Source organism: Pseudactinotalea sp. Z1732, from assembly GCF_049724975.1.
In the GTDB taxonomy this organism is placed as follows: Bacteria; Actinomycetota; Actinomycetes; order Actinomycetales; family Beutenbergiaceae; genus CALKWS01.
Genome location: NZ_JBMPQC010000007.1, coordinates 163,672 through 185,815, shown reverse-complemented (window position 1 = coordinate 185,815; position 22,144 = coordinate 163,672). Strand labels below are relative to the sequence as shown.

Sequence of the window (22,144 nt, the reverse complement as noted above, 5' to 3'; positions counted from 1 at the left end):
TGAGGGTGTGGCAGTGGTACATGTAGGGCCACTGGGTGCTGGGGTAGTCGGTGAAGGTCATGATGAGCCGGATGTGTTGGCCTTCGGGTAGCCACACGGTGTCTTTCCAGCCGCGCAGATGTGGTGGCGGCTCCCTGCCGTCGATGTCGAGGATCTGGAACTGGACGTCGTGGATGTGGAAGTTGTGCGTCTGGCCATCGAGGTTGGTCACGTTCCAGATTTCGGTGTCTCCCAGGATGATGACCTCATCGATGCGTGCCATATCCATCTCCTGGCCGTTGATGGAAACCCCCGACAAGTCGAAGTCTCGTGTCCTGGCTGCAGTGGATTCATCGATGCGGGGCATCTCGACCAACTCCCTGGGGACATCCTGGACTCCGCCGAGGTGGTCCCCGGCACGGAACTGGAGGATGTCGAGGTGGTCGGCGCCCCCGGCGAGGCGATCCCCGGTGTCGCTGGGCCCGGATTGGAGGCGGACCTGTTCGCCGGGTTCGAACGCCACGACGATCTCGGCGCGTTCACCGGCGGAGAGTTGAACCTCGTGCAGGTCCACTGGCGCATCCAGTAGCCCGCCGTCGGTGCCGATCAGGGCGAAGGCCCGGTCGTCCTCGAAGGCGAAGTTGTAGGGGCGGGTGTTGGAACCGTTCAGGATCCGTAACCGGACCGTGTGCGTGGTGACGTCGAAGTAGGGCCCGGGGGTGCCGTTGACCACCACCGTGTCCCCGGTGATCCCGGCCGACTGCATGAACGAGGTGGAGGAATCCAGGGTGGCGTCGTCGTGGAACTTCTTGTCCTGGACGATCAGCGGGAGGTCATCGACACCGTAATCGCGAGGCAGGTCAAGGCCCGCCTCGTCCTGGTCGTCGATGATGAACATCCCCGCGAGGCCCTGATAGACATGCCTGGCGGTCTGCCCGTGCGGGTGCGGGTGGTACCACAGGCTCGCCGCCGGTTGATCGATCCGCCAGTGCGGGGTCCAGGTCTGCCCCGGGGCGATCATCTGGTGCGGCCCACCATCCATCTGCGCGGGCAGGTGCATCCCGTGCCAATGCAAGGTGCTGGCCTCATCCAGCCCATTACTCACCCGGACCTGGACATCCTCGCCCCGCTCGGCCCGCAGGGTAGGGGCCAGATGGGTGCCATTGATACCCCACGTCGGCGTCATCGAACCCTGCCCCAAGTCCGTCTTCCCAGCCTGCATCGTCAGATCGAAGGTGCGTACCCCGCCCTCGACGCGAGACTCCGCTAGCGGGGGAACGTGGAGAGCGCGATCGAAGTCGACCCCATCGACCGTGTCGAGGGCCATGTTGAAGTAGGACACCGCAAACCAAGTGAAAACTGCAGCGGCGGCCACGAGGCCGGCCGCCCCGATCCCGGCGATCCACGTCAGTGCCCTCGTCGTCGGTGATCGAGCGTTCTTGCTGGCAACAGCAGAGTTATTCATGAGCTTTCTCTCGTGGGGCCCGGTGAGCGGGCGGGTTGGGAACGCGATAGCCGTACTGTTCTGCGGTGGCCTTGGCGCCGATGCGCAGGAACATCGGCAAGGTGAGGTCGCGGAAAACGTTGCCGGCCGCCGAGGAGACCTTGCGGTCGCCAACCTGACGGCCGAAACGCGCGATCTTCTCCGTTCGCGCCTTCCGTTCTTCGGTGAACCCGGCGAAGGCGGCGCCGGGGCGGGTCTCGTGCTGCATCCAGCGGGCGAGGACCGCGGCGTCTTCGATGGCGAGGCTGGCGCCCTGGCCGGTGGACGGGCTGACCGCGTGGGCGGCGTCACCGATCAGGCACACCCGCTCGTTGTGCCAGTTGTCCAGGCTGGACATGTCGTAGAGCGGCCAGGCACCCAGCGTGTGTCGCGCAGCATTGAGGATCGCTTGGACCGGAGCGGGGTCGAGTTCGTGAAGTCGGCGGATGCTCGCCATCCAGTCGTCCTGGTCGAGGTCGGTGAGTTCGGACCGGCCCGGTTCGTAGTGCCGAGGCACATTGGTGAACCAGAAGGCGACCTTGTCGTTGACTGTGTAGCCGAAGAACGCCCGATGTCCGAAATACATCTGCTGGCGGGCCGTGTCAGGCAAGTCGACCTCAGTCCAACTGCCGCAGTCCACAATTCCGGTGTAGGAGGGTCGAGGGGCTTCGGGCCAGGTGAGCCGTCGCACCGTCGACCAGATCCCGTCCGCCCCGATCACCGCGTCGGCGATCAGCGTGCGTCCGTCTGCGAAGACTGCTTCGACTCCTTGCGGCACCGTGCGCAACTCAACCAGCCGGGCGTTGAACAGGAACGTCGCCCCGGCGGCCTGTGCTCGTTCGGCGACTTCGGCGTGCAACCGCGCCCGCCGCAGCACCACACCACGCGCTCCGTACCGGGCCAGGTCCTGTTCACCGGCAAGTTCGGCGATCTTGCGTCCGCGGGCGTTGTGGAAGTCCAGACCGTACGCCTCGAACCCCCGGCGGCAGCAGCGAAGTCCCCGAGTCCGATCGCGGCCAAAGCGTTCACACCGTTCGGCGCGAGGTAGAGGAAGGCCCCGACGGTATCGCGCTGACTCTTCCGGGCTTCAGCGACCACGGCCTCACGCCCCGCGCGACGCAGAGCGAAGGCAAGTGACGATCCTGCGATGCCGCCGCCGATGATCAGGGTCTTCATGGGCCCTCCTCGTTTGGGTTCTTGCGTCAGTGAAGAGTGGGGACGGGCGTAAGGTCCGCACACTCCGCCTCGTTCGGTCGTGCGAACGAACGAGCGTGAAGGTAGCATGGGTTTCGTGAACCGGGCAAGATCGAAGGAAGCCAGCCGTGATGAGGTGCTCACCGTGCTGGCGGCTTCCGGCCGTGAACTCAGCACAGCGATGATCCAGTTCCACACGAACCTGTCTCGGCGCGTCGGTCTCGGACCCACGGAGGAGAAGGTTCTCGAACTCGTCCACAGACACCAGCACGCAACCGTCGGCGAGTTGGCCAAGCACGCCGCCATGCCCAAGAACTCCCTCAGCGACATCCTCGACCGGCTAGAAGAAAAGGCATTCATCCAACGGCAGCCGCACCCCAGCGATGGGCGCAAGGTCTCCATCGTCGGTACCGACGCCGGCGCCCGACGCATCGGTGCGCTCTTCGACGGTCTGATGTCCCGACTCGCCGAACTCAACGGCGACTACTCCACCGAAGAACTAGCGGTCATCGCGGACTATCAACGTCGCGCCGCTGAGATCCAAGGGGCCGAAGCACGAGCCCTGGCCACCGATGCCGCCGTCCTCCGCGGTGGGGCATGACGCCGGAAAAGGAAGCGGCCTCTGTCCGCTAAGGGGGCGTTGACGGGTGGGGCACGTTTGGCCACGGCGGATACACAAAACCCCCGCCAGGCTGGGCCTGACGGGGGCTCTGGACCGCTGTCTCAAACGATGCGCGCCCGGAGGGACTCGAACCCCCAACCTTCTGATCCGTAGTCAGATGCTCTATCCATTAAGCTACGGGCGCTGGGCCGGCGTGCCGCCGACGCCCCACAATACCTGCAAGCACCCGGGTGGGGAAATCCGCCCTGCGGTGAGGTTGCACACCTGCTCCTCGCGGGCCCCGCCGACGGGGCTACGTCGTCGACGGCCTGCGCCGCCGCCCCTGACCTCAGGAGGCCTCGTTGTCGGCCCGCCGGGACAGGTGACGTGCCAACACCGCCCCGAGGATCAACTGCAGCTGGTGGTACATGATCAGCGGCACCACGAGCGTGGCCAGGGTGGCCGCCGGGAACAACACCGCACCCATCGGCAACCCCGTGGCCAACGACTTCTGCGAACCACCCAGCATGAACACGATGCGTTCGGGCAGCGCCAGGCCCATCCGCGGACCCACGAACCACAACAGCCCCGAGACCCCGGCCAGCAGGGCCAGGCTGAACGCACCCAGGGTGATCAGCATCGACCAGTGCACCTGGCTCCACACGCCCTGGGCGGTGGCGGCCGAAACCGCGTTGAACAACATCACGGTGATCGCGATCCGGTCCACCAGCATCGTCAGCAGTTTGCGCCGGCGGATCCAGCCCCCCAGCCAGCGTGAGCACACCTGACCCAGCACGAACGGCAACAGCAACTGCAGCAGCACCGAACGCATCCCGCTCACGCCCGTGGTGGCCACCGATCCCATCAGGGCCAACACCAGCAGCGGCGTGGCCACCATGCCCACCACGTTGGAGATCGTGGCGGCACAGATCGCCGCCGGGATGTTGCCGCGGGCGATCGAAGTCAGCGCCACCGACCCCTGCACGGTGGAGGGCAGCACGGACAGGAACAGCACACCGGTGGCCAGGGCCGGACCGATCAGCGGGGCCATCGCCCACGACAGTGCGATTCCGACCAGTGGCCACAGCACGAACGTGACGCCGAGGATCGACCCCTGCAGCCTGAGGTTGCGCAAGCCCGCCAGCACCTCCTTGGTGGGCAGGCGCAGACCGTAGGTGAAGAACAACACCATGATCCCGGTGCGCGCGATCGTGTTCACCGGGGCGCGGGCGGCCTCAGGTACGGGGATGAGCAGGCCCGCCAGCAACGCGGTCAGGAGCAGCAGCACGAACGGGTCGATCCAGCGGCGCAGTGCTTTCACGCGGCTGCCCCAGCGAATCGGCCCGCACGAGCGGTGGGGACAGAGCAGGTGGCGGGCACCGGACCAACCTACTATCGGCGCCGCAGGCCGTGCCCGCACGGTCTATGGTGGTGCTGCTCGGGCAAATGACCGCCCGCGCCCCCGCGTGCGGACGCCGGTGCCGATCGAGGCAGGCTTTCGGGCGGGACTTTCGAGCCGGAACACATCTCGTGCACTCCTCCCCCTTCGGCGCCCTGGCCCACTTCAGAATCCTGCCCGCCATCTCCTCCGGACCCGCGATGGCTCTGGCGGTAGCGGCCCGCGCCCCCTACGCGATGGTCCCGCTGGGCACCATGACCGCGATCACCGCCTCGACCGGGTCGGTGGCCTCGGGCGGGTTGGCGACCGGCCTGGTCGCGATCGCCACCGCGGTAGCCGCCCCACTGATCGGGAGGTGGGCCGACCGTGCCGGGCAGCGGTTCGTGCTCACCCTGCTCACCCCGATCAACGCGCTGGCCCTGGGCGCCCTGCTACTGGTGGCGCTGTGGGCCTGGGACGGACCGGCGCTGTGGGCGGCGTGCGTGGGGGTGGGCGCCACCGCGATCCCGGTCGGTGCCTTCGCACGAGCGCGCTGGGTGCAGTTGACCACCCGGCCACGGGATCTGGCCGCAGCGTTCTCCTACGAGTCCACCGTGGACGAGTTGACCTTCGTGCTCGGCCCGGCGCTGGTGGGCATCGCTGCCTCGACGGCCACCCCGGCCGCGCCGATCGCCCTGGCGGCGGTGCTAGTGGCCCTGGCGGGGATCCCCTTCGCGCTCACCGCGCCGCGCAAAGGCGGCACACCCCGCGCCCCGCGCAGGCCCGACGACGGAACTGCGCCGGGTGTGCGCACCGCACCTGAGCGGGTGGCCCCGATCCCGGCGATCATGTGGGCGGTGGCGCCGGCGGTGCTGGTGATGCTGTGCATCGGGGTGTTTTTCGGTGCGGTGCAGGCCGGGACCACCGAGCGGGCGGTGCTCCTCGACGTGCCCGGTCAGGCGGGGTTGGTCTACGCGCTGATGGGGCTGACCTCCGCGGCCACAGCACTCCTGGTGGTGATGGTGCCGGAGTCGGTTCGACCGCCCACCCGAGTGCTGATCGGCGGCGCCGGAATGGCGGTCTTCATCACGGCCGCAACATTCGCCAGTGCGCTGGGCGCCACCGCCGTCGCGCTCCTGGCCACCGGCGCCTTCCTCGGCCCCGCACTGGTGACCGCGTTCTCGATCGCCGAGCGCCGCAGTCCCGCCGGCGGGATCGCCGTCTCGATGACCTCGATGCAGTCCGGAGTCACGATCGGGGTGGCGATCGGGTCCGCCGCCGGCGGCGCACTGGCGGCCTCGGTAGGCCCGGAGGGCGGGTTCGGCCTCGGTGCGCTGGCCTCCGTCGTCATCGGCCTCACCGGTCTCGCCCTGCTCGCCGCCGGGCGGCAGCGGCGCGGGCCCGCCCTTCAGGAATCCGGAAAGCCGTAACTGACAGCACTCGGCAGCGGCGGGCCACTGAGGCTGGCCACCACCATCCGCTCGTACCCGGGTATCGGTTCGGGCAGGTCCGTCAGTGGGAACCAGGCAAGATCGGCGCATTTGGCCGGCTCCCTGATGACGGGCACACCGTCCCATGACTCGGCCGTCCAGAACCATTCGATGCGCTGCTCGATCGGGGCGTCGGTCCCGTCGGTGCGGTGCATGACGGTTATCAGCCGCAGATCCTGGGGACGGATCCGGACGCCAATCTCCTCCTCGGCCTCGCGCACCGCTGCGGCCACCGCGGTCTCGCCGGGTTCGAGGTGCCCGGCAGCCCCGGCCACCCAGTGCCCGTCCATGTATCCGGTGTTGGCTCGTCGCTGCAGCAGGACCTCCTCACCGCGGCGCAGGTAGAGGTAGGAGGCCGGAATCAGCGCGAAGGAAGCAGGCATCTCTCGCCACCGTAGCGGCAGAGCGGCGGATGCGCCGAGATTCCCAATGGGCGGAGACGGTGGGATTTGAACCCACGGAAGGATTGCTCCTTCACGGCCTTAGCAGGGCCGCGCACTAGGCCAGACTATGCGACGTCTCCAGATCAACGGCAAGCGTACCTGCCCTGCGCCGCAGGCGCCAAAACCTGTGCCTCAGGGCACGCCGTCCGCCTACTCCGCATCGGAACCGGGTCAGGGCACCAACAGGATCTTGCCGAACACGCCACCGGCTGCCATGGCGTCCTGCGCTTGGACCGCCTCATCGAGGGGGTACTTGGCGTGCACCACGGGGCGGATCCGCCCCTGCTCCACCAGAGGCCACACCTCGCGGCGCACCTGCGTCACGATCGCCTCCTTCTCCTGCGGTGGCCGGGCCCGCAACAGCGTTCCGTGCACGCTCTTCCACCGCATGAGTGCCGCCAGGTCGATCTGTGCGGTGCCACCACCGGCCATCAACCCGATGATCACCAGTTGACCGTGCCTGGCCAGCACCTGCACATTGCGCTCCAGGTACTCAGCCCCGACGACGTCCAGGACCAACGGCACCCCGCGGTCCTCGGTGTGCTCGCGCACCACGTCGGCGAAGTCCTGTGCATGGTGGTCCACCACCACCTCCGCACCGAGTTCTCCGCACCGGGCCGCCCGCTGCGGGCCGCCTGCGGTGGTGATCACCCGTGCTCCGAACCCGGCCAGAATCTGGATCGCCAGGGAACCGATGCCTCCTGATCCCCCGTGCACCAGCACCCATTGGCCCTGCAGGTCCGCCGCGCTCATCCCGCCCGGACCGGTCACGTTGGACCACACGGTGCACAGACCCTCCGGCAGCGCGGCCGCCTGCACCAGGTCCACGCCGTCCGGCACCGGGAGCAGCCCGCGCACGGGGACCACGACCTGCTCGGCGTATCCCCCGCCGTCGAGCAGGGCACAGACCCGCTGGCCGACGTGCCAGTCGGCCACACCCTGGCCCACGGCGGTGATGATGCCGGAGGCTTCCAGGCCGGGCCATGGTGGAGCCCCGGATGGTGGGGGGTGCATGCCCCGGGTCTGCAGCAGGTCGGCCCGGTTCAGTGCTGCGGCGGCGATGTCGATGACGACGGTGCCCGGGTCCGGCCGCGGGTCGGCCACCTCCTGCACGCGCAGTACCTCCGGTCCGCCGCGCTCGGTGATCACCACTGCTCGCATAAGCCCCACACTAGGGCGGCCCGGAAGCGGTTTCGACCTGGCGGGCCCCGATGGGCCACAATGGTGGGCGCACGTTGGAGGGTTGACAGAGCGGCCGAATGTGACGGTCTTGAAAACCGTTGTGGGGAGACTCACCGTGGGTTCGAATCCCACACCCTCCGCCAAGGAGGCAGCGTTCCTGCGGGAACGACCGGACTCCGGCCGGCGTCGAAAAGGACCGCCGGCGCCATAGGATCAGACCATGACGGACTCAAGCGAACCGGGCACGAACTGGACGATGAGGGGGGTCCACACGTCGGCCGAGATCAACGGCGGCGTGCTCGTCGGTGATGATGGCTCGGACGCGGCAGTGCGCGCTGTCGAATACGCCGTCGAGGAGGCTGCGCGCAGGGGGACAGACCTCCACGTGCTGCGGGCGTGGACCATCCCGACGGCGGTGCGCCCACCCGACCTCCCGTTCGGCGTGACTCCCTCGATCCTCGAGTTCCAGGAGGCCACGAAAGCACAGACCCTCGGGCGAGCCACTGACGCCGGTGCCGATCATCCCGACCTGCAGATCCACGCCCACACCGTCTACGGCCGCGGTGACCAGGCACTGATCGGCGCGTCCGCCGGCGCCGACGTCCTCGTGGTCGGCTCCCGGGGGCTCTCCAGGATCGGGAACTTCCTCATCGGTTCGACCGCGGCGGCCTGCATCCGCCAGGCACCGGTGCCCGTCGTCGTCGTCCGCTGAGGCCACCCGCCCATCCCGGCCGAGTGGCCCCGCCACCGGATCACCACCCCATCGGGGTCACGCGGCCCGCTCGTGGCGGGCTGCGTCGAATCCGGCGGCAGGGCCGACTCGCCTGCCCGGTTACTCCAGCAACTCCAGGATCGTCCCGGCTTGGCCGACCAGGTCGGCTCGGGCCGAGTCGGAGACGGTGTCCGGGCGGTTCGGGTTCTCCAGGTGGTGCACGAACCGGTTGAGCGCGGCCACCGCCGGTGCGGTGCGGCCGGATTCCAGGTGCCCCTGCGCCTGCTCCACCGCGTTGGTGAGGCGATTGACGATCGGACCGTCCACGTCCCTGGCGTCGACGTACTCGGCCAGGGAAGCGCCCAGCGCGGCCGCAGCCTCCTTCGCGTCACCGTCACCCGGGTCCTCGCCACCCCCGTCCTGGGCATAGAGGCGGTAGTCGTCGGCCAGCGCGTCGAAGGCCGCGATCTCACCGGACCAACCGGCGATGATCTCATCGGGATCGACGCCGTCCTCCAATTGCATCCGCACGTCCCGGGTGCCGGTCAGTCGGTCGATCCAGCAGATGTCACCGGGGGTGCTGCACTGCTGGTCGGGGTAGACGGTGCCCTCGCGCCAGTCGATGCCGTCGGTGTTGTACAACGCCTCCAGCACGTGCAACCCGGTGCGCACCGGTATGAAGGTGGAGGGGTCGGTGACGTGGATCTCCACCCCGCCGGAGAGCCGTCCCTGCTCCTTACTGGCGGTCGGGTTGGCGAACATCGGGCGGAAGTGAACGCCCGACAACTCCCGGCTGTTCAGGTCCTCGGCCAGGGCGTAGGCGCCGACCTCGTCGATGTCACCATGGCCGGCCCACAGGAACGGCTTGGTGGTGCCGCGACCCTCGGAGGCGTTCAGCGACTCGATCAGCCCCATACCGGCGTAGACCCACGCGGTCTCGATGGTGGGGATGTTCGGTGAGGGCAGCACCCAGGGCAGGTTGTACCCGTCGACGAAGTCGGACGGGTCATAACCCTCCAACTCCACCACGTGCAGGTTCTGCACCGGGTCGTCGAGGAACTCACCGTTGAACAGGCTGGCGAGTTCGCCCACGGTCAGCCCGTGCTGCATCGGGATCTCCCGTAGCCCCACGAAGGAGGACAGCGCCGGATCCAGCACCGGGCCATCGATCCGGTCGCCCAGCGGGTTGGGCCGGTCCAGCACGATGAACTCCTTGTCGAACTCCGCGGCGGCGTCCATCGCGTAGTACATCGTCCAGATGTAGGTGTAGAACCGGGCCCCGATGTCCTGGATGTCGAACAACAGCACGTCGACGTCCTCGAGCATCTCCGCGGTGGGGCGCTGGGTCTGGCCGTACAGCGACCACACCGTCAACCCGGTCCGGGGGTCGACGTAACTCTCCACGTCCGCGCCGGCCGGCGCGCCACCGAGGATGCCGTGTTCGGGGGCGTACAGCGCCGTGAGTTCGTACCCACCTGCCTCCTGCCCGGCGATCAGCAGGTCCATCGAGTGGGTCAGGTCCGAGTCCACACCGGTGGGGTTCGTGATCAACCCCACGCGCTTACCTTCCAGCAGCGCGGTCTCCTCGGGTGAGTTCAGCAACCGTTCGATACCCAGTTCCACGGTGGCTGCGTGCCCGGGAGCCGGCCCGGGCGGGGGGAACACCGGCGCGGCATCGTCGAACGCGTGCTGCCAGGAGGACTGCGTGCGGCCCTCGATGAAGTAGCCGTCCGCAGCCTGGGCCACCACGGTCACTGTGCCGGAACCGGCGTGCTCCCCGGGCTCGACCACGTCACCGTTCACCAGGTAGGTGACTCCCTCCACCTCCGGGATCGTCATCGAGTCGGCCTCGAAGACCGGCTCCTGCGGTACCACGGTGGTCCCGTAGTCCAGGCCGTGGCCCAGCGGGTAGACCTCACCGGTGCCATCGTCCTGCGGCACCACTACGGGCAACTCACCACGGGGGTTGATGTTGCCCGAGACCACATCGGCGATGGCCTGCAGCGAGACCGGGGCGTATCCGTAGGAGACCATCGCGGCCTCGGTCGGCGCGGTGAAGGTGCTGTCATAGGGGTTGCGTACGGCGACCTCGATGACCTCGGTCTCCAGTTCGGACAGGGCCGCGACCAGATTCTGCTGGTTCTGCGGGGTTTCGAACGCGGTGGACTGTGTCAGCACCACGACGGCATCACGATCGGTGGCGTCGCCGACGATGATGTCGATCACAGCCTGCGTCGGATTATTCGCGCGCAGCATCCGGACCGTGTGTCCGTCGCGGATCAGTTGATCGGCGATGACGTTCAGCCGCCCGCTGTCCCCCCAGCCGGTGACCAGCACGTTCGACCCATCATCCAGTGGCAGCACGCCGTCGTTGCTCAGCAGGGTGATGGAATCATCGGCAATCGCCTGGGCGCGCTCACGATGCTCGACGTCGTTCATCACCTCATCGACGGCATCCAGATCGGGCAGCGGGTCAGCCAGGACGCCGCGGCGCTCCTTCTGCCCCAGGATGCGCCGCACCGACTCATCGATGCGCTCCTCGGTGATCTCGCCGTCGGCCACCGCGTCCATGACGCCGTCATAGGCGACTCGCAGATCCGGGGGCATCAGCATCTGGTCGGCACCGGCCAGAATGGCCTCCACCGGGACCCGGTCGTCGCCGAACTCCTCCTGCACGCCGTCCATGGCCAGGGAGTCGGTGACGATGACTCCGTCATAGCCCATCTCGTCGCGCAGCAGACCGGTCAGGATCGGCTGGGACAGTGTGGCCGGGCGGCCGGAGTCGTCCAGAGCCGGGATCACGATGTGGGCGGTCATCATCGAGTCCACGCCCGCCTCGATCGCCGCCTGGAACGGCGGCAGGTCCTCGGCACGGAAGTCCGCCTCGGACTTCTCGATGATGGGCACCCCGTAGTGGGAGTCCACGTCGGTGTCGCCATGCCCCGGGAAGTGTTTCACCGAGGCCGAGATCCCGCCGTCGTCCTGGAAGCCGTGCACCTGGGCGGTGCTCAGGGCGGAGACCAGTTCGGTGTCGCCTCCGAAGGCGCGCACCCCGATCACCGGGTTCAACGCGTTGGAGTTCACGTCCGCGATCGGTGCGTAGTTCTGGTTGATCCCCAGCGCGCTCAGTTCGGTCGCGGTGATCCCCGCCGCCTCACGGGCGTACTCGGCGCTGCCGGTCGCCCCCAGGGCCATCGAGCCGGGCATCTGGGCCGACGGCTCGGGCAGCCGGATGACGACGCCCTCCTCCTGATCGATGGACAGGCTCAGTGGGGGCGCGCCGGCATCCAGGGCGGTCTGCTGGATGTCGTGGGAGAGCTGGGCGATCTGCCCGGGCGAGTTGAGGTTGCCCGACCAGCCGAAGTAGATGATGCCGCCGGGGTGGAACTCCTCGATGATCTTCTCGATGGTGTCCACACCCTCACCGGCCATACCCTCGTTGCCGGAGTGGGCCTGGTCGATCTCCTCGCCGTAGACGAAGGGCACGAACATCTGACCGACCTTCTGCTCCAGGGTCATGCCCTCGATGATCGCGTCGATGTCTGTCTCGTCCTGGTTCGGCTGGGCCATCGCCACCGCCGATCCCAGGACCAACGCGGTAACGGCACCGGCCCCCACCGCAGTCAATCTTCTTCGCTGTCCATGACGCCCTGGCATCGTTGCCCTTCGTTCGGGGAGCGCAGCGGTGCGCTCGCATCGGTCCGTGTGGGCCTACACTCTGCCGCCGATTGTCCGATTGGTCAATGGTTTCCAACTGTGAACCCAGGCTAGGTAAGTGAGTTACCAAGGTGGAGCACCCCGGTTCTCCGGTCAGGATCGGTTCGGTTACCTGCGTACTTCGTGGGCGAGCAGGTCGTACCGGACGTGGTCCACCACCCGGTCATCACGCAGCCGCACCACGGAGCGGTCCCGGCCCACCTCCCGCATCCCGGCGTTGGTCGCCACCCGGCGTGAGGCGGCATTGGGATCGGCGGCCAGCAGGCTGAGCCGGTCCAGTCCCCCTCCACCGTCCCGGGTGGGGGTGAAGGCGTACCGGATCACCAGCCGCAGTGCCGCCGTCATCGCACCTCGCCCCCGCGCCCGCGGGTGCATCCAGTACCCGACCGCGCCGGTGCGGACCGTGTCGGCATGGGTCTCCATCCGCACATCCAGTGCTCCGATGCACTCATCACCATCGGCATCGGCGACGCAGAAGGCCCAGCGAGTGTCCGGTTCGGCTTGCTGGCAGTCGCTGATGTAGGTCTCGGCGTCGACCACCGTGTAGGGGTCGGGCAGCGGGAGCCAGAACTGGGTCTCGGGATCGGTGCACGCCTCCACCACTCGCCCGGCGTCGGCGTGACGCCAGGGACGCAGCCGGATCCCGCTCCCGGCCAGCGTGGGCACGTGCCGGTAGGGCCTGCCCTGTAACGGGACGCCGGCGCCGTCGGCGAGCAGCTCGAAACGGACCATGTCGTACTGCCCGCCACCGGGCTCGTACACCATCGCGCGCCGCTCGGTGCCGCACCATACGTACCCGGCCTTGCGCAGCACCGCCTGGGAGGCGAGGTTGCGATGGTCGGTCATCGCCCACAACCGGTGCAGGCCCAACTCCGCCGCCCCGAAGGCGTAGTCGCGCACCAGTCGCAGCGCCTGGCCGAGTGCGCCCTTGCCGCGCGATTCCGGGAGCACCCAGTAGGCCACCTCGGCCGAGCCGTGCTGATAGGGCTGGTTGATGCCGAGCAGGCAGATCCAACCGAGCGGGAGGTCGGTCCCTGCCTCGGCGATACACCAGGACAGCGCACGCCGATCCGCCCACTCCTGGTCCTGCAGCGCCAGCCACGCGGCGTATCCGTCCGCATCCGTGCCGGGCAGGCTCGGGCCCACGAACGCCTTGACCGGCTCATCGAAGGTCAGGTGCTCGCGATCCTGTGCCCGCCAGGCACGAAGAACCACGCGGTCCCCGGACAGCACCGGTACGTCGCTGGGTTCGCTGATCGCATCGTTCGGCGACATGACGCCTAGTGAACCAGGTCTGCTCAGCCGTCGAGTAGTCCGGCCGCCAGTGCGGGGGCGAACATCGGGGTCAACGGTAGCCGCGGCATCAAGGTGGCCTGCAGAGCATGGTAGATGTCGGGCTTTCCGGCCCACACGGTCTCGCTGGGCCGGTTGGCCGAATCGAGTTCGTGCACCCAGGAGCCGCGCTCCTCATCGATCAGGTGGATCGCCGCGTACTCCCACCACATCTGGTACCACCGGACCAGGTGTGGGTCGGGATCAACCCGGTACAGCGCCGCGGCGGCCGCGAGCCCCTCGGCGAGGACCCAGTGCATCCGCTCGCGCACCAGCGGCCGGCCGTCGAAGGTCACGGTGTAGACGAACCCGTCGGCACCGTCCACGCCCCACCCCTCACGCACGGCGGCGTCGAAGAGCTCCCGGGCGGCTTCCAGCATCCACTCCGGAGCGTCCTGGCCGCGTGCCTGCAGGCCGGCGCGCACCTGCAGCACCAGACGGGACCATTCCAGCCAGTGCCCCACGGTGGCCCCCGCGGGACGGAACTGGTGCGCGGGGGTGTCGGCGTTGTACTCCAGCAGCGGCTCCCACCGGGCCGTGAAGTGCTCGGGGATGCGCCAGAAGTGCTCCCGGGCGACCGTGACGACGCGCTCGCAGATCCTCATCGCACGCGCCAGCCAGACGTCCTCCCCGGTCACGTCCGCGGCGGTGACGTAGGCCTCCACGGTGTGCATGTTGGCGTTGACGCCGCGATAGTCCTCCAACTCGGTGAAGGTGCGGTCCCAGGACTCAGCGACCATGCCTTCATCCTCGCGCCAGAAGCGCTGCTCGGAGACGCCCAGTGCCTCAGCCAGCAGGTCCGGGCCCCCGGGTCGACCGGCGGCCGTCGCGCTGGCCCCCGCCAGGATCACGAACGCGTGTGCGTAGGCCTCCTTGGCATCGGAGGCGCCGGCCCCGACGGCGGAGAACCAGCCACCGTGCTCGTCATCGTGGAAGTGCTGCGCCAGCGTGCTGATGCCGTGATCGACCATGGTGGCCGCACCGGGCCGGCCCAACAGGACCCCGAGGGAGTAGGAGTGCGCCATCCGGCAGGTGATCCACAAGGGCAGGCCCTGCTCCTCGATCACCTGCCCCGCGCGGTCCAGGTACCCGAATCCCTGGGTCACCATCGAACCGGCACCGAAGGCGAGAAGCTCGTCGGACTCACGTTCCAGCCAGCGGGCGTGGGCGGCGCTGTTCAACCAGGTCATGGCCATCACTGTAGGGCCCATGCGCAGACAGTCCGGCCACCTGCGCACCTGCCGTGCCCGTACCGACGGGTGCGCGCCTCAGCCCTGACGCAGGTACAGGTCTCGCAGCAGGGCGATCTCGGCCATGTGGTGGATCGCCTCCCGGTGGATGTGCAGCACCAGGGCGATCATGGGCTCCTCGGCGAAGTGCCCCTCCGCCTCGCCCACCGGGCGGGCCAACGCCTCGTCGTCAAGACCTGCCACCGACCCGATCCAGTGGGCGTAGACCTGGTCGAGCTGGGCCAGCGCCTCGGCCGCGGTGCCGGCGTAGTCGAAGTCGAAGTCGAAGTAGTCCATCGGCGGACCGGCGAAGTGGGAGTGGTTGCGCGTGCCGAAGACCCCCACGATCACGTGGCCCATCCGCCAGGCGATCGTGGTGACCGGCGCGGGCTCGGGTTCGGGCACCGCGAACTCGATCACCCAGTCGCCGCGGCCGCCCTGGATCGGCGCCTCACTGCTCCCGCGCGGGCGCACGCTCCACATCTCCTCCACCGGCTCCCAGAGGTACTCGGCATCACTGAGTCCGTGCAGGCGGGGCCGGGCTGCCGTCTCCCAGTGGAACCGCAGTTGCTCAGCCAACTGGTGGGCCAGGTCGATCGACCGCTCAGGCATCGAGGTCTCCTCCGACGGCGGGTTCAGATTCCCGGCTCGATCAGCGCTAAGTGAACCCGGGACGCTCACGGGGTGGGGTGTTGGCATGATAGACCCATGACTCCCGAGCAGCACCAGCCCCAGGACCCCGCTTCGCCCCAGGATCATGACGGCGCTGATGCCGCTGATGCGCACCCCGGCCGGGCCGACGCCCAGGATGGCGCAAGGGACCCGGAGACTGACACCGGATCGCGTGACGATGAGACCACCGAGGATGACCGGGACGAGGCCAACCCACGGATCGTCGTGACCAGCCCCAGCGGACTGGGCATCGCCGAGACCGACGGCGACCAGAAGGCCGACCCCACCGCGGCGGTGGAGGAACCGGCCAAGGTGATGCGCCTGGGTTCGATGATCAAGCAACTGCTCGAAGAGGTACGCAGCGCTCCCCTGGATGAGGCCGCGCGGGACCGTCTGGCCCGCATCCACGAGCAGTCGCTCAAGGAGTTGGAGTCCGGGCTGAGTGAGGAACTGGTGGGCGAACTACACCGGATCGCGCTGCCCTTCGACCACGATCGGACCCCCTCCGACGCCGAACTGCGGATCGCGAAGGCGCAGCTGGTCGGGTGGCTGGAGGGGCTCTTCCACGGCATCCAGACCGCCCTGGTGGCCCAGCAGATGGCCGCGCAGAGCCAGTTGTCGCAGATGCGCAAGGCGCTCCCGCCGGGTGTGGCTCCCGGTCAGATGCCCCCGGGCCTGGTGGTGAACCGGCCGTCGGAGGACTCCGAGCACCGCGGCACCGGTCAGTACCTCTAAGCCTGCCGCCGACTCTACTCTTCGGGCCCCTGCGCAAGGTCTCGGACTCAACGCGCACATCGGCTGGGACCGACCTACCGTGGATCACACCGCACGGAGAGCCCGTGTCGATCGATCACCCGAGGAGGACACGATGACGGATATCCGCCCAGAGACCGGTGACGTGACCGGAACCAAGGACAAGGACTACAACCTTCTCTGGTTCACCGAGGCCTGCCTGTCCAACGCCCTGCGTCTGGAACAGTACATCGCCGACGCCGAACGCGACGGCGACAACGAACTCGCCGAGTTCTTCCGCAAGGCCCAGGCCGACAGCACCAAGGGCGCCGAACTCGGCAAGCAGATGCTCGCCGCCCGGCTGGCCTGAGCAACCCTTACCGTCAACACCGCCTCACCGCACGTCCCGTGTGGTGGGGCGGGCCGCGCGCAACGCGGCCGAGCGCCGGGCGCGCACCCCGGACCCTCAGCGCCCACCCGGACCGGCGACCGCCTGCAACAGCGGCACCACCCCGTCCTGACTCACCCCCGCGGCGGTGACGTCGGCGGCCGCGACGGTGTCGCCGTCGGCCCCTCCCATCGCCACCCCGAGGCCGGCCCAACCGAGCATCTCGATGTCGTTGCGTCCATCACCGGCCGCAACGCTGGCACCGGGGGCCACCCCCAGGTGCGCCCGCACCTGCTCCAGCGCGCTGGCCTTGGACACCCCCTCGGGGTTGATATCCAGCCAGGCGGTCCAACCGATGGCGTAGGAGACCCCGTGCAGCCCGGTACGGGCGACCAACTCGTGGAAGTGGTCGACATCAAGATCCGGGGCACGCAGGGTGACCCGGGACGCCGGTGCCGCGCAGAGTTCCTCGAAGTCCACCACCCGCACCGAGCCCTGCAGCTCCCCGGCGGGGAAGGGGGCACTGACCTTGAACCCCTGGCCCAGGTCCTCTACCGCGAACAGCCCGTCGGGCAGGTGCCCGCGCAGCGTCCGCAGCGGCGGCTCGGGGTCGAAGGTGATCACCTCGGCCAGTTCGTACCCTGATGCCGCGCCCGGGTCCAGCCGGGCCGTGACCGCTCCGTTGGAGCACACCGCCCAGCCGTGCCGCAGGCCCAGTTGTTCCAGCACCGGGGTCACCGAGATGATCGAACGGCCGGTGGCCAGCACCACGTGGGCGCCGGAGGCGTCCACGTCGGTCACCGCCTCCCGCACCCCCTCGGACAGGGACCCGTCATGGCCGAGCAGGGTGCCGTCGATGTCCAGGGCCACGAGCAGGTCCGAGCCTCGCGGCAGGTGTGCGGGCAGGTTCTCGAAGGCCGGCCGCTCCGCCACCGCGGACCCGTCGAAGCCGACGGCACCGACCGGCCCGAGGGCTTGCGAGCCCATACCCGCCACCTTCACGCCACCGGGTCGAAACTGGTCATCCCGCCCAGGTAGGGCCGCAGCCCCTCGGGCACGTGCACAGAACCGTCCGCGCGCTGGTGGTTCTCCAGGATCGCCACGATCCACCGGGTGGTCGCCAGGGTGCCGTTCAGGGTGGCCACCGGGCGGGTCCCGTTGGGTCCCCGTTCGCGGACAGCCAGGCGCCGGGCCTGGAACGTGGTGCAGTTCGAGGTGGACGTCAGTTCCAGGTACCGCTGCTGGCTGGGCAGCCACGCCTCGCAGTCGAACTTGCGAGCGGCCGAGGAACCCAGGTCCCCGGCGGCCACGTCGATCACCCGGTACGGCACCTCGATCAGGTCCAGCATCTCCTGCTCCCAGCCCAGCAGCCGTTCATGCTCGGCCTCGGCCTGATCGAGGGTGGTGTAGGTGAACATCTCCACCTTGTGGAACTGGTGCACCCGGATGATCCCGCGGGTGTCCTTACCGTAGGAACCGGCCTCTCGCCGGTAGCACGCCGACCAGCCGGCGTACCGCTTGGGTCCGGCAGACAGGTCCAGGATCTCATCGGCGTGGTATCCGGCCAGGGCCACCTCGCTGGTGCCCACCAGGTAGAGGTCCTCGGCCGGCAGGTGGTACACCTCGGCGGCGTGATCGCCCAGGAACCCGGTGCCGGCCATCACGTCCGGCCCCACCAGGGTCGGGGTAATCATCGGGGTGAATCCGGCCTGGATGGCCTTGTCCATCCCGGCGTTCAGGATCGCCAGCTCCAGCCGCGCCCCCACACCGGTGAGGAAGTAGAACCTGGACCCGGAGACTTTCGCACCGCGCTCGGTGTCGATGGCACCCAGTGCCTCCCCCAGGTCCAGGTGGTCCTTGGGCGCGAAGCCCTCGGCGGTGAAGTCCCGCGGGCTGCCGTGGGTGGAGCGGACCACGAAATCGGCCTCACCACCCGGGGGCACCCGGGGGTGGACGATGTTGTCGAAATCATCGAGCAACCGGTCCAATTCGCTCGCAGCCTCCGCGGCGGTGTTCTCGGCGGTCTTGACCTGCTCGGCAAGTTCCTTGGCGCGGGCCAGGATCGCCGGACGCTCCTGCGGGTTCGCTCGACCGATCGTGCGGGAGAGCGCCTTGTGCTCTGCGCGCAGCGACTCGAACTCGTTCAGCCGGGCGCGGCGCTGTTCATCAGCGGCCAGCACCCGGTCCACCAGCATGGGGTCGGCCTGCCGGGCGATCTGGCTGTCCCGGGCGGTCTGGGGATCTTCACGCAGTTGCTTGAGATCAATCACACCTCAGACCCTAATGCCGCCGGGAGTGCTATCGCCCGTCCCGGGCGCTACGTTGACGGCTATGACATGGGAGCAGTGGGTCAGCATCATCGCTCTGGTGCTCGCCCTCGGGGCCGTAGTGGTCGGGGTGATCGTGCTGCGGCACATCCGGGCGCGTGGTGCGAAGGTACCTTCCCTGGGGGAGTCGACCGAACGTTCCGACGACGCCCAGGACGGCCCGCCCGCGTTCGTGGTGAACCCGATCAAGACACCCAACCCGGAGCGGTTCCGGACCACCGCTACCCAGATCTGCCGGGAACTGGGTCTGGGCGAGCCACTCTGGTTCACCACGACGGTCACCGATCCCGGACTGGGGCAGGCCGAGCAGGCACTCGAACAGGGTGCCTGCGTGGTGGTGGCCGCCGGGGGCGATGGCACGGTGCGCGCGGTGGCGACCGCCCTGGCCGGTTCGGGTGTGCCGATGGGCCTGGTGCCGATGGGGACCGGGAACCTGCTGGCCCGCAACGTGGATCTGCCGGTGGAAGGCACCCAGGCGCTGATCCACACGGCCCTGACGGGCGTGGACCATCCGATGGACGTGGGGTGGATCCGGCCCCGGGAACTGCTCTCGGCCGAGGAGGCCCGGGCCAGGGGGGCGATCGGGGACACCGAGGCAGCGCAGGTGCGCGCCGCAAGCGGCCAGGAACCAAAGGCGGCCGACGACGAGCCGGCCGGCTCCGCGCAGAAGCAGCCCCCCGATGCCCTCACCAGACGCGGTGAGCACCTGTTCCTGGTGATGGGTGGGATCGGGTTCGATGCGGCCATGGTGGCCGGGGCCGATGACAACCTGAAGGCCAGAATGGGCTGGTTCGCCTACTTCGTGGCGGGGGTGAGACACCTGCACGGGCGCAAGATCCGGGTGCAGATGCAGATCGGGGACGCCCCTTGGCACCAGTTGCGGCTGCGCACCCTGCTGTTCGCCAACTGTGGGCGCCTACCCGGGGGGATGGTGCTCTTTCCGGACGCCGAGATCAACGACGGCTGGTTGGACGTGGCGGCGATCGACACCCGCCAGGGCATCCTGGGGTGGGCCTCGCTGTTCGGCAAGGTGGTACTGCAGGGCATCGGGTTCCGCCGGGACCTGCCCGGCAGCCCGTCCTCGATCACGTTCTGGCGGGGGCGCGATATCCACGTTCGGCTGCAGCGGCCCGGACCACTCCAGGTGGACGGGGACCTCATCGGTGAGGCGCAGGCGTTGAGTGTGCGAGTGGATCACAAGGCCCTGGTCGTCCGGATCCGCAGTTGAGCGGTGAGCCGGGGCACGGGCGGGCGCCTCTGCTGGGCAACAGGGGGGCGTGGACCGGCTCAGGGTTCGCCCAGCGGATGGAAGCGGCGGGCGTAGTACACCACCGGGCTGGAGGCGCGCCCGCGATGGACCTCGAGTACCTCGCCGACCACCAATTCGGAACCACCCACCGGCACGGTCCGGATGGGACGGCAGCGCAGTGCCGCACGCGCGCTGGGTAGGTAGGGCTCCCCGGTGGCGAGCTCGGACCAGCCCTGCCCGGCGGTGAATCGCTCGGTGCCGGAGCGAGCGTAGACGGTGGCGATCTCTACGTCGTGCCGGTCGAGCAGGTGCACCACGAATGTGCGGGCGGACAGGATCGCTGCGGCACTGGTGCCGGCACGGGTGAGGGAGAAGGACAGGGCCGGCGGATCGGGATTGACCGAGGCCACGCTCGATGCGGTCAGGCCCACCGGACCGGTGGGGGTAGCGGCGGTGATGAGGGCGACCCCGGCGGGGTGCACCCGGAAGATGTCCTTGAAGTCCCGGGCGGTCGGGGCCGACGCACCCTGGTCGTCCGGGGGCGGCAGCCCGGTGCCGGCGACTGTCTCCGCACGGGCGGGCAGGTCCACGCGGCTGTTCACTCGGTCACCTGCAGCGGCAGCGCGGCCACGATCGGATGGTCCCCGGCGATGGGACCGGTGATCGCGGCGCCGCCGGGGGAGCCGATCTGGTCGAAGAAGTTCACGTTCGCCTCGTAGAAGTTCGCCCACTGCTGCGGAACGTCATCCTCGTAGAAGATCGCCTCCACCGGGCACACCGGCTCACACGCCCCACAGTCCACGCACTCATCGGGCTGGATGTAGAGCATCCGGTCGCCTTCGTAGATACAGTCCACCGGGCACTCGTCGATGCAGCCCTTGTCCTTCAGGTCCACGCACGGCTGCGCGATCACGTAGGTCATGACTCCACCTCACCACATACGGACACAGACACCTGTGACCGTAGAACCTCAACCCTACTTGAGGTCAACTCGGTACCTCAGTCGGTGGGGTGCACACCCGACCGCAACTGCTCCACCCATTCGCGGCCCGCGCGGAACTTCTCGTCGCTGAAGCCGGCCGGCACGCTACCCGCCGTTCCGCCGTCGGCCCGGGGGTAGGACCCGAGGAACCGCACGAGCGGGCACACCTGGTGCAACCCGACCAACGCGGCAGCGATACGTTCGTCGTCGATGTGGCCCTCGGCGTCCATGGAGAAGGAGTACCGGCCCAGGGCGTCCCCGATCGGGCGCGACTCGATCCGGGACAGGTTCACCCCGCGGGCGGCGAACTGTTCCAGCATGGTCAGCAACGCGCCGGCCTCATTGTCCGGCAGGTGCACCATCAGAGTGGTCTTGTCAGCACCCGTACGGGGCGGGATCGGCCCGGGGCGAGAAACCAGCACGAACCTGGTCACAGCGTTCGGGTTGTCGCCGATCCCGGCGGCCAGCACCTCCAAGCCGTACTGTTGGGCAGTCAGCGGGGCAGTGATCGCGGCCTGGAAGTCCACCGGCTCCTCCCCGGCGAGCATGGCGCCCCCGGCGGCGGTCGAGGTGGCCGGCACGTGAACGGCCTCGGGCAGGTTCTGCTCCAGCCAGCGCCGGCACTGGGCCCAGGCGTGGGGATGCGTGGCGACCTGGCGCACCTGGTCCAGTGTGGTTCCCGGACGCGCCACCAGTACGAACTCCACGTGCACCAGCGCCTCGCCGACCACCACCAGCGGAACCCCGGAACTGAGTGCGTCCAGGGTGGCGCTGACCCCGCCCTCCACGGAGTTCTCGATCGGCACCATCGCCCGGTCCGCGCTTCCGTTGCGCACCGCCTCCAGTGCGGCGGGCACGCCGGCCCGCGGCAGCAACTCATCGGTGCGGGGGTCGGCAACCTGCAGCAGCGCGGCCTCGGTGAAGGTACCGGCCGGGCCGAGGTAGGCGTAACGCATCACGTTCCTCCGTGCGGATCAATGAAGTGATGAACGGGTGTGGCCCCTGTGAAATCGCCCCACAGCGGCCGATGCCGAGCCTAGCCGCGCTTAGGCTT

Annotated in this window: 20 protein-coding genes and 3 tRNA genes; 7 read left to right on the top strand and 16 right to left on the bottom strand. The window is 68.8% G+C overall.

Annotated features, from left to right (window positions below):
- Positions 1-1,444: multicopper oxidase family protein (locus tag ACPL7H_RS14000; RefSeq protein WP_424797482.1), on the bottom strand; the 1,444-nt coding region annotated here is incomplete at its 3' end.
- Positions 1,437-2,342, bottom strand: a complete 906-nt coding sequence (locus ACPL7H_RS13995; RefSeq protein ID WP_424797481.1) for an FAD-dependent monooxygenase — start codon at positions 2,340-2,342, stop codon at positions 1,437-1,439. The genes ACPL7H_RS13995 and ACPL7H_RS14000, both read right to left, overlap by 8 nt.
- A gap of 411 nt (positions 2,343-2,753) precedes the next feature.
- Here ACPL7H_RS13995 and ACPL7H_RS13990 point away from each other — a divergent pair, with 411 nt between their 5' ends.
- Positions 2,754-3,257 carry a MarR family winged helix-turn-helix transcriptional regulator gene (locus ACPL7H_RS13990; protein ID WP_424797480.1) on the top strand — a complete coding sequence of 168 codons (504 nt, stop codon included), beginning with the start codon at positions 2,754-2,756 and terminating at the stop codon, positions 3,255-3,257.
- Between the two features lie 132 nt (positions 3,258-3,389).
- Here ACPL7H_RS13990 and ACPL7H_RS13985 read toward each other — a convergent pair.
- Together ACPL7H_RS13985 and ACPL7H_RS13980 are read right to left on the bottom strand one after the other, a co-directional pair.
- Positions 3,390-3,462: transfer RNA gene (locus tag ACPL7H_RS13985), tRNA-Arg, on the bottom strand.
- 144 nt (positions 3,463-3,606) lie between these two features.
- Positions 3,607-4,578 carry a bile acid:sodium symporter family protein gene (locus ACPL7H_RS13980; RefSeq protein WP_424797479.1) on the bottom strand — a complete coding sequence of 324 codons (972 nt, stop codon included), beginning with the start codon at positions 4,576-4,578 and terminating at the stop codon, positions 3,607-3,609.
- 209 nt (positions 4,579-4,787) lie between these two features.
- Between ACPL7H_RS13980 and ACPL7H_RS13975 the strand changes: the two genes are divergently transcribed.
- A complete protein-coding gene (locus tag ACPL7H_RS13975; RefSeq protein WP_424797478.1) occupies positions 4,788-6,065 on the top strand; it encodes an MFS transporter in 1,278 nt (425 codons plus the stop codon).
- Here the strand turns inward: ACPL7H_RS13975 and ACPL7H_RS13970 are convergent.
- The 3 genes from ACPL7H_RS13970 to ACPL7H_RS13960 all read right to left on the bottom strand — a co-directional run bounded on the left by ACPL7H_RS13970 (position 6,044) and on the right by ACPL7H_RS13960 (position 7,729).
- Positions 6,044-6,508, bottom strand: coding sequence for an NUDIX hydrolase (locus ACPL7H_RS13970; RefSeq protein WP_424797477.1), 465 nt, complete (start codon positions 6,506-6,508; stop codon positions 6,044-6,046). The genes ACPL7H_RS13975 and ACPL7H_RS13970 overlap by 22 nt on opposite strands.
- Positions 6,509-6,559: 51 nt before the next feature.
- Positions 6,560-6,648, bottom strand: a tRNA-Ser gene (locus ACPL7H_RS13965).
- Between the two features lie 91 nt (positions 6,649-6,739).
- Positions 6,740-7,729 carry an NAD(P)H-quinone oxidoreductase gene (locus tag ACPL7H_RS13960; protein ID WP_424797476.1) on the bottom strand — a complete coding sequence of 330 codons (990 nt, stop codon included), beginning with the start codon at positions 7,727-7,729 and terminating at the stop codon, positions 6,740-6,742.
- A 76-nt stretch (positions 7,730-7,805) separates the two neighbouring features.
- On the opposite strand from ACPL7H_RS13960, the gene ACPL7H_RS13955 reads away from it, so the two are divergent.
- Together ACPL7H_RS13955 and ACPL7H_RS13950 are read left to right on the top strand one after the other, a co-directional pair.
- A tRNA-Ser gene (locus ACPL7H_RS13955) sits at positions 7,806-7,893 on the top strand.
- A gap of 77 nt (positions 7,894-7,970) precedes the next feature.
- Complete coding sequence (locus tag ACPL7H_RS13950; RefSeq protein ID WP_424797475.1) at positions 7,971-8,462, top strand: universal stress protein; 492 nt, start codon at positions 7,971-7,973, stop codon at positions 8,460-8,462.
- Positions 8,463-8,582: 120 nt separating this feature from the next.
- Here the strand turns inward: ACPL7H_RS13950 and ACPL7H_RS13945 are convergent, their stop codons facing one another.
- The 4 genes from ACPL7H_RS13945 to ACPL7H_RS13930 all read right to left on the bottom strand — a co-directional run bounded on the left by ACPL7H_RS13945 (position 8,583) and on the right by ACPL7H_RS13930 (position 15,352).
- Entirely contained in the window at positions 8,583-12,032 is a 3,450-nt protein-coding gene (locus ACPL7H_RS13945; protein ID WP_424797474.1) for a glycoside hydrolase family 3 N-terminal domain-containing protein, read from the bottom strand.
- Positions 12,033-12,287: 255 nt separating this feature from the next.
- Positions 12,288-13,454, bottom strand: coding sequence for a GNAT family N-acetyltransferase (locus ACPL7H_RS13940; RefSeq protein ID WP_424797473.1), 1,167 nt, complete (start codon positions 13,452-13,454; stop codon positions 12,288-12,290).
- 23 nt (positions 13,455-13,477) lie between these two features.
- Entirely contained in the window at positions 13,478-14,701 is a 1,224-nt protein-coding gene (locus ACPL7H_RS13935) for an AGE family epimerase/isomerase (protein WP_424797472.1), read from the bottom strand.
- 78 nt (positions 14,702-14,779) lie between these two features.
- Positions 14,780-15,352, bottom strand: a complete 573-nt coding sequence (locus tag ACPL7H_RS13930; RefSeq protein ID WP_424797471.1) for a DinB family protein — start codon at positions 15,350-15,352, stop codon at positions 14,780-14,782.
- A gap of 96 nt (positions 15,353-15,448) precedes the next feature.
- Here ACPL7H_RS13930 and ACPL7H_RS13925 point away from each other — a divergent pair, with 96 nt between their 5' ends.
- Together ACPL7H_RS13925 and ACPL7H_RS13920 are read left to right on the top strand one after the other, a co-directional pair.
- A complete protein-coding gene (locus ACPL7H_RS13925; RefSeq protein ID WP_424786532.1) occupies positions 15,449-16,147 on the top strand; it encodes a bacterial proteasome activator family protein in 699 nt (232 codons plus the stop codon).
- A 133-nt stretch (positions 16,148-16,280) separates the two neighbouring features.
- Entirely contained in the window at positions 16,281-16,514 is a 234-nt protein-coding gene (locus ACPL7H_RS13920) for a hypothetical protein (protein ID WP_424786533.1), read from the top strand.
- A gap of 96 nt (positions 16,515-16,610) precedes the next feature.
- On the opposite strand, the gene ACPL7H_RS13915 is transcribed toward ACPL7H_RS13920, so the two are convergent.
- Entirely contained in the window at positions 16,611-17,519 is a 909-nt protein-coding gene (locus ACPL7H_RS13915) for an HAD family hydrolase (RefSeq protein WP_424786534.1), read from the bottom strand.
- Positions 17,520-17,530: 11 nt separating this feature from the next.
- Positions 17,531-18,802, bottom strand: coding sequence for a serine--tRNA ligase (serS, locus tag ACPL7H_RS13910; protein WP_424797470.1), 1,272 nt, complete (start codon positions 18,800-18,802; stop codon positions 17,531-17,533).
- 61 nt (positions 18,803-18,863) lie between these two features.
- On the opposite strand from serS, the gene ACPL7H_RS13905 reads away from it, so the two are divergent.
- Positions 18,864-20,087, top strand: coding sequence for a diacylglycerol/lipid kinase family protein (locus ACPL7H_RS13905; RefSeq protein ID WP_424797469.1), 1,224 nt, complete (start codon positions 18,864-18,866; stop codon positions 20,085-20,087).
- Between the two features lie 59 nt (positions 20,088-20,146).
- Here the strand turns inward: ACPL7H_RS13905 and ACPL7H_RS13900 are convergent, their stop codons facing one another.
- The 3 genes from ACPL7H_RS13900 to pheA all read right to left on the bottom strand — a co-directional run bounded on the left by ACPL7H_RS13900 (position 20,147) and on the right by pheA (position 22,046).
- Entirely contained in the window at positions 20,147-20,656 is a 510-nt protein-coding gene (locus ACPL7H_RS13900) for a flavin reductase family protein (RefSeq protein WP_424797483.1), read from the bottom strand.
- A gap of 50 nt (positions 20,657-20,706) precedes the next feature.
- Entirely contained in the window at positions 20,707-21,030 is a 324-nt protein-coding gene (fdxA, locus tag ACPL7H_RS13895) for a ferredoxin (protein WP_424786537.1), read from the bottom strand.
- A 77-nt stretch (positions 21,031-21,107) separates the two neighbouring features.
- Positions 21,108-22,046, bottom strand: a complete 939-nt coding sequence (gene pheA / locus ACPL7H_RS13890) for a prephenate dehydratase (protein ID WP_424786538.1) — start codon at positions 22,044-22,046, stop codon at positions 21,108-21,110.
- Positions 22,047-22,144 lie beyond the last annotated feature (98 nt).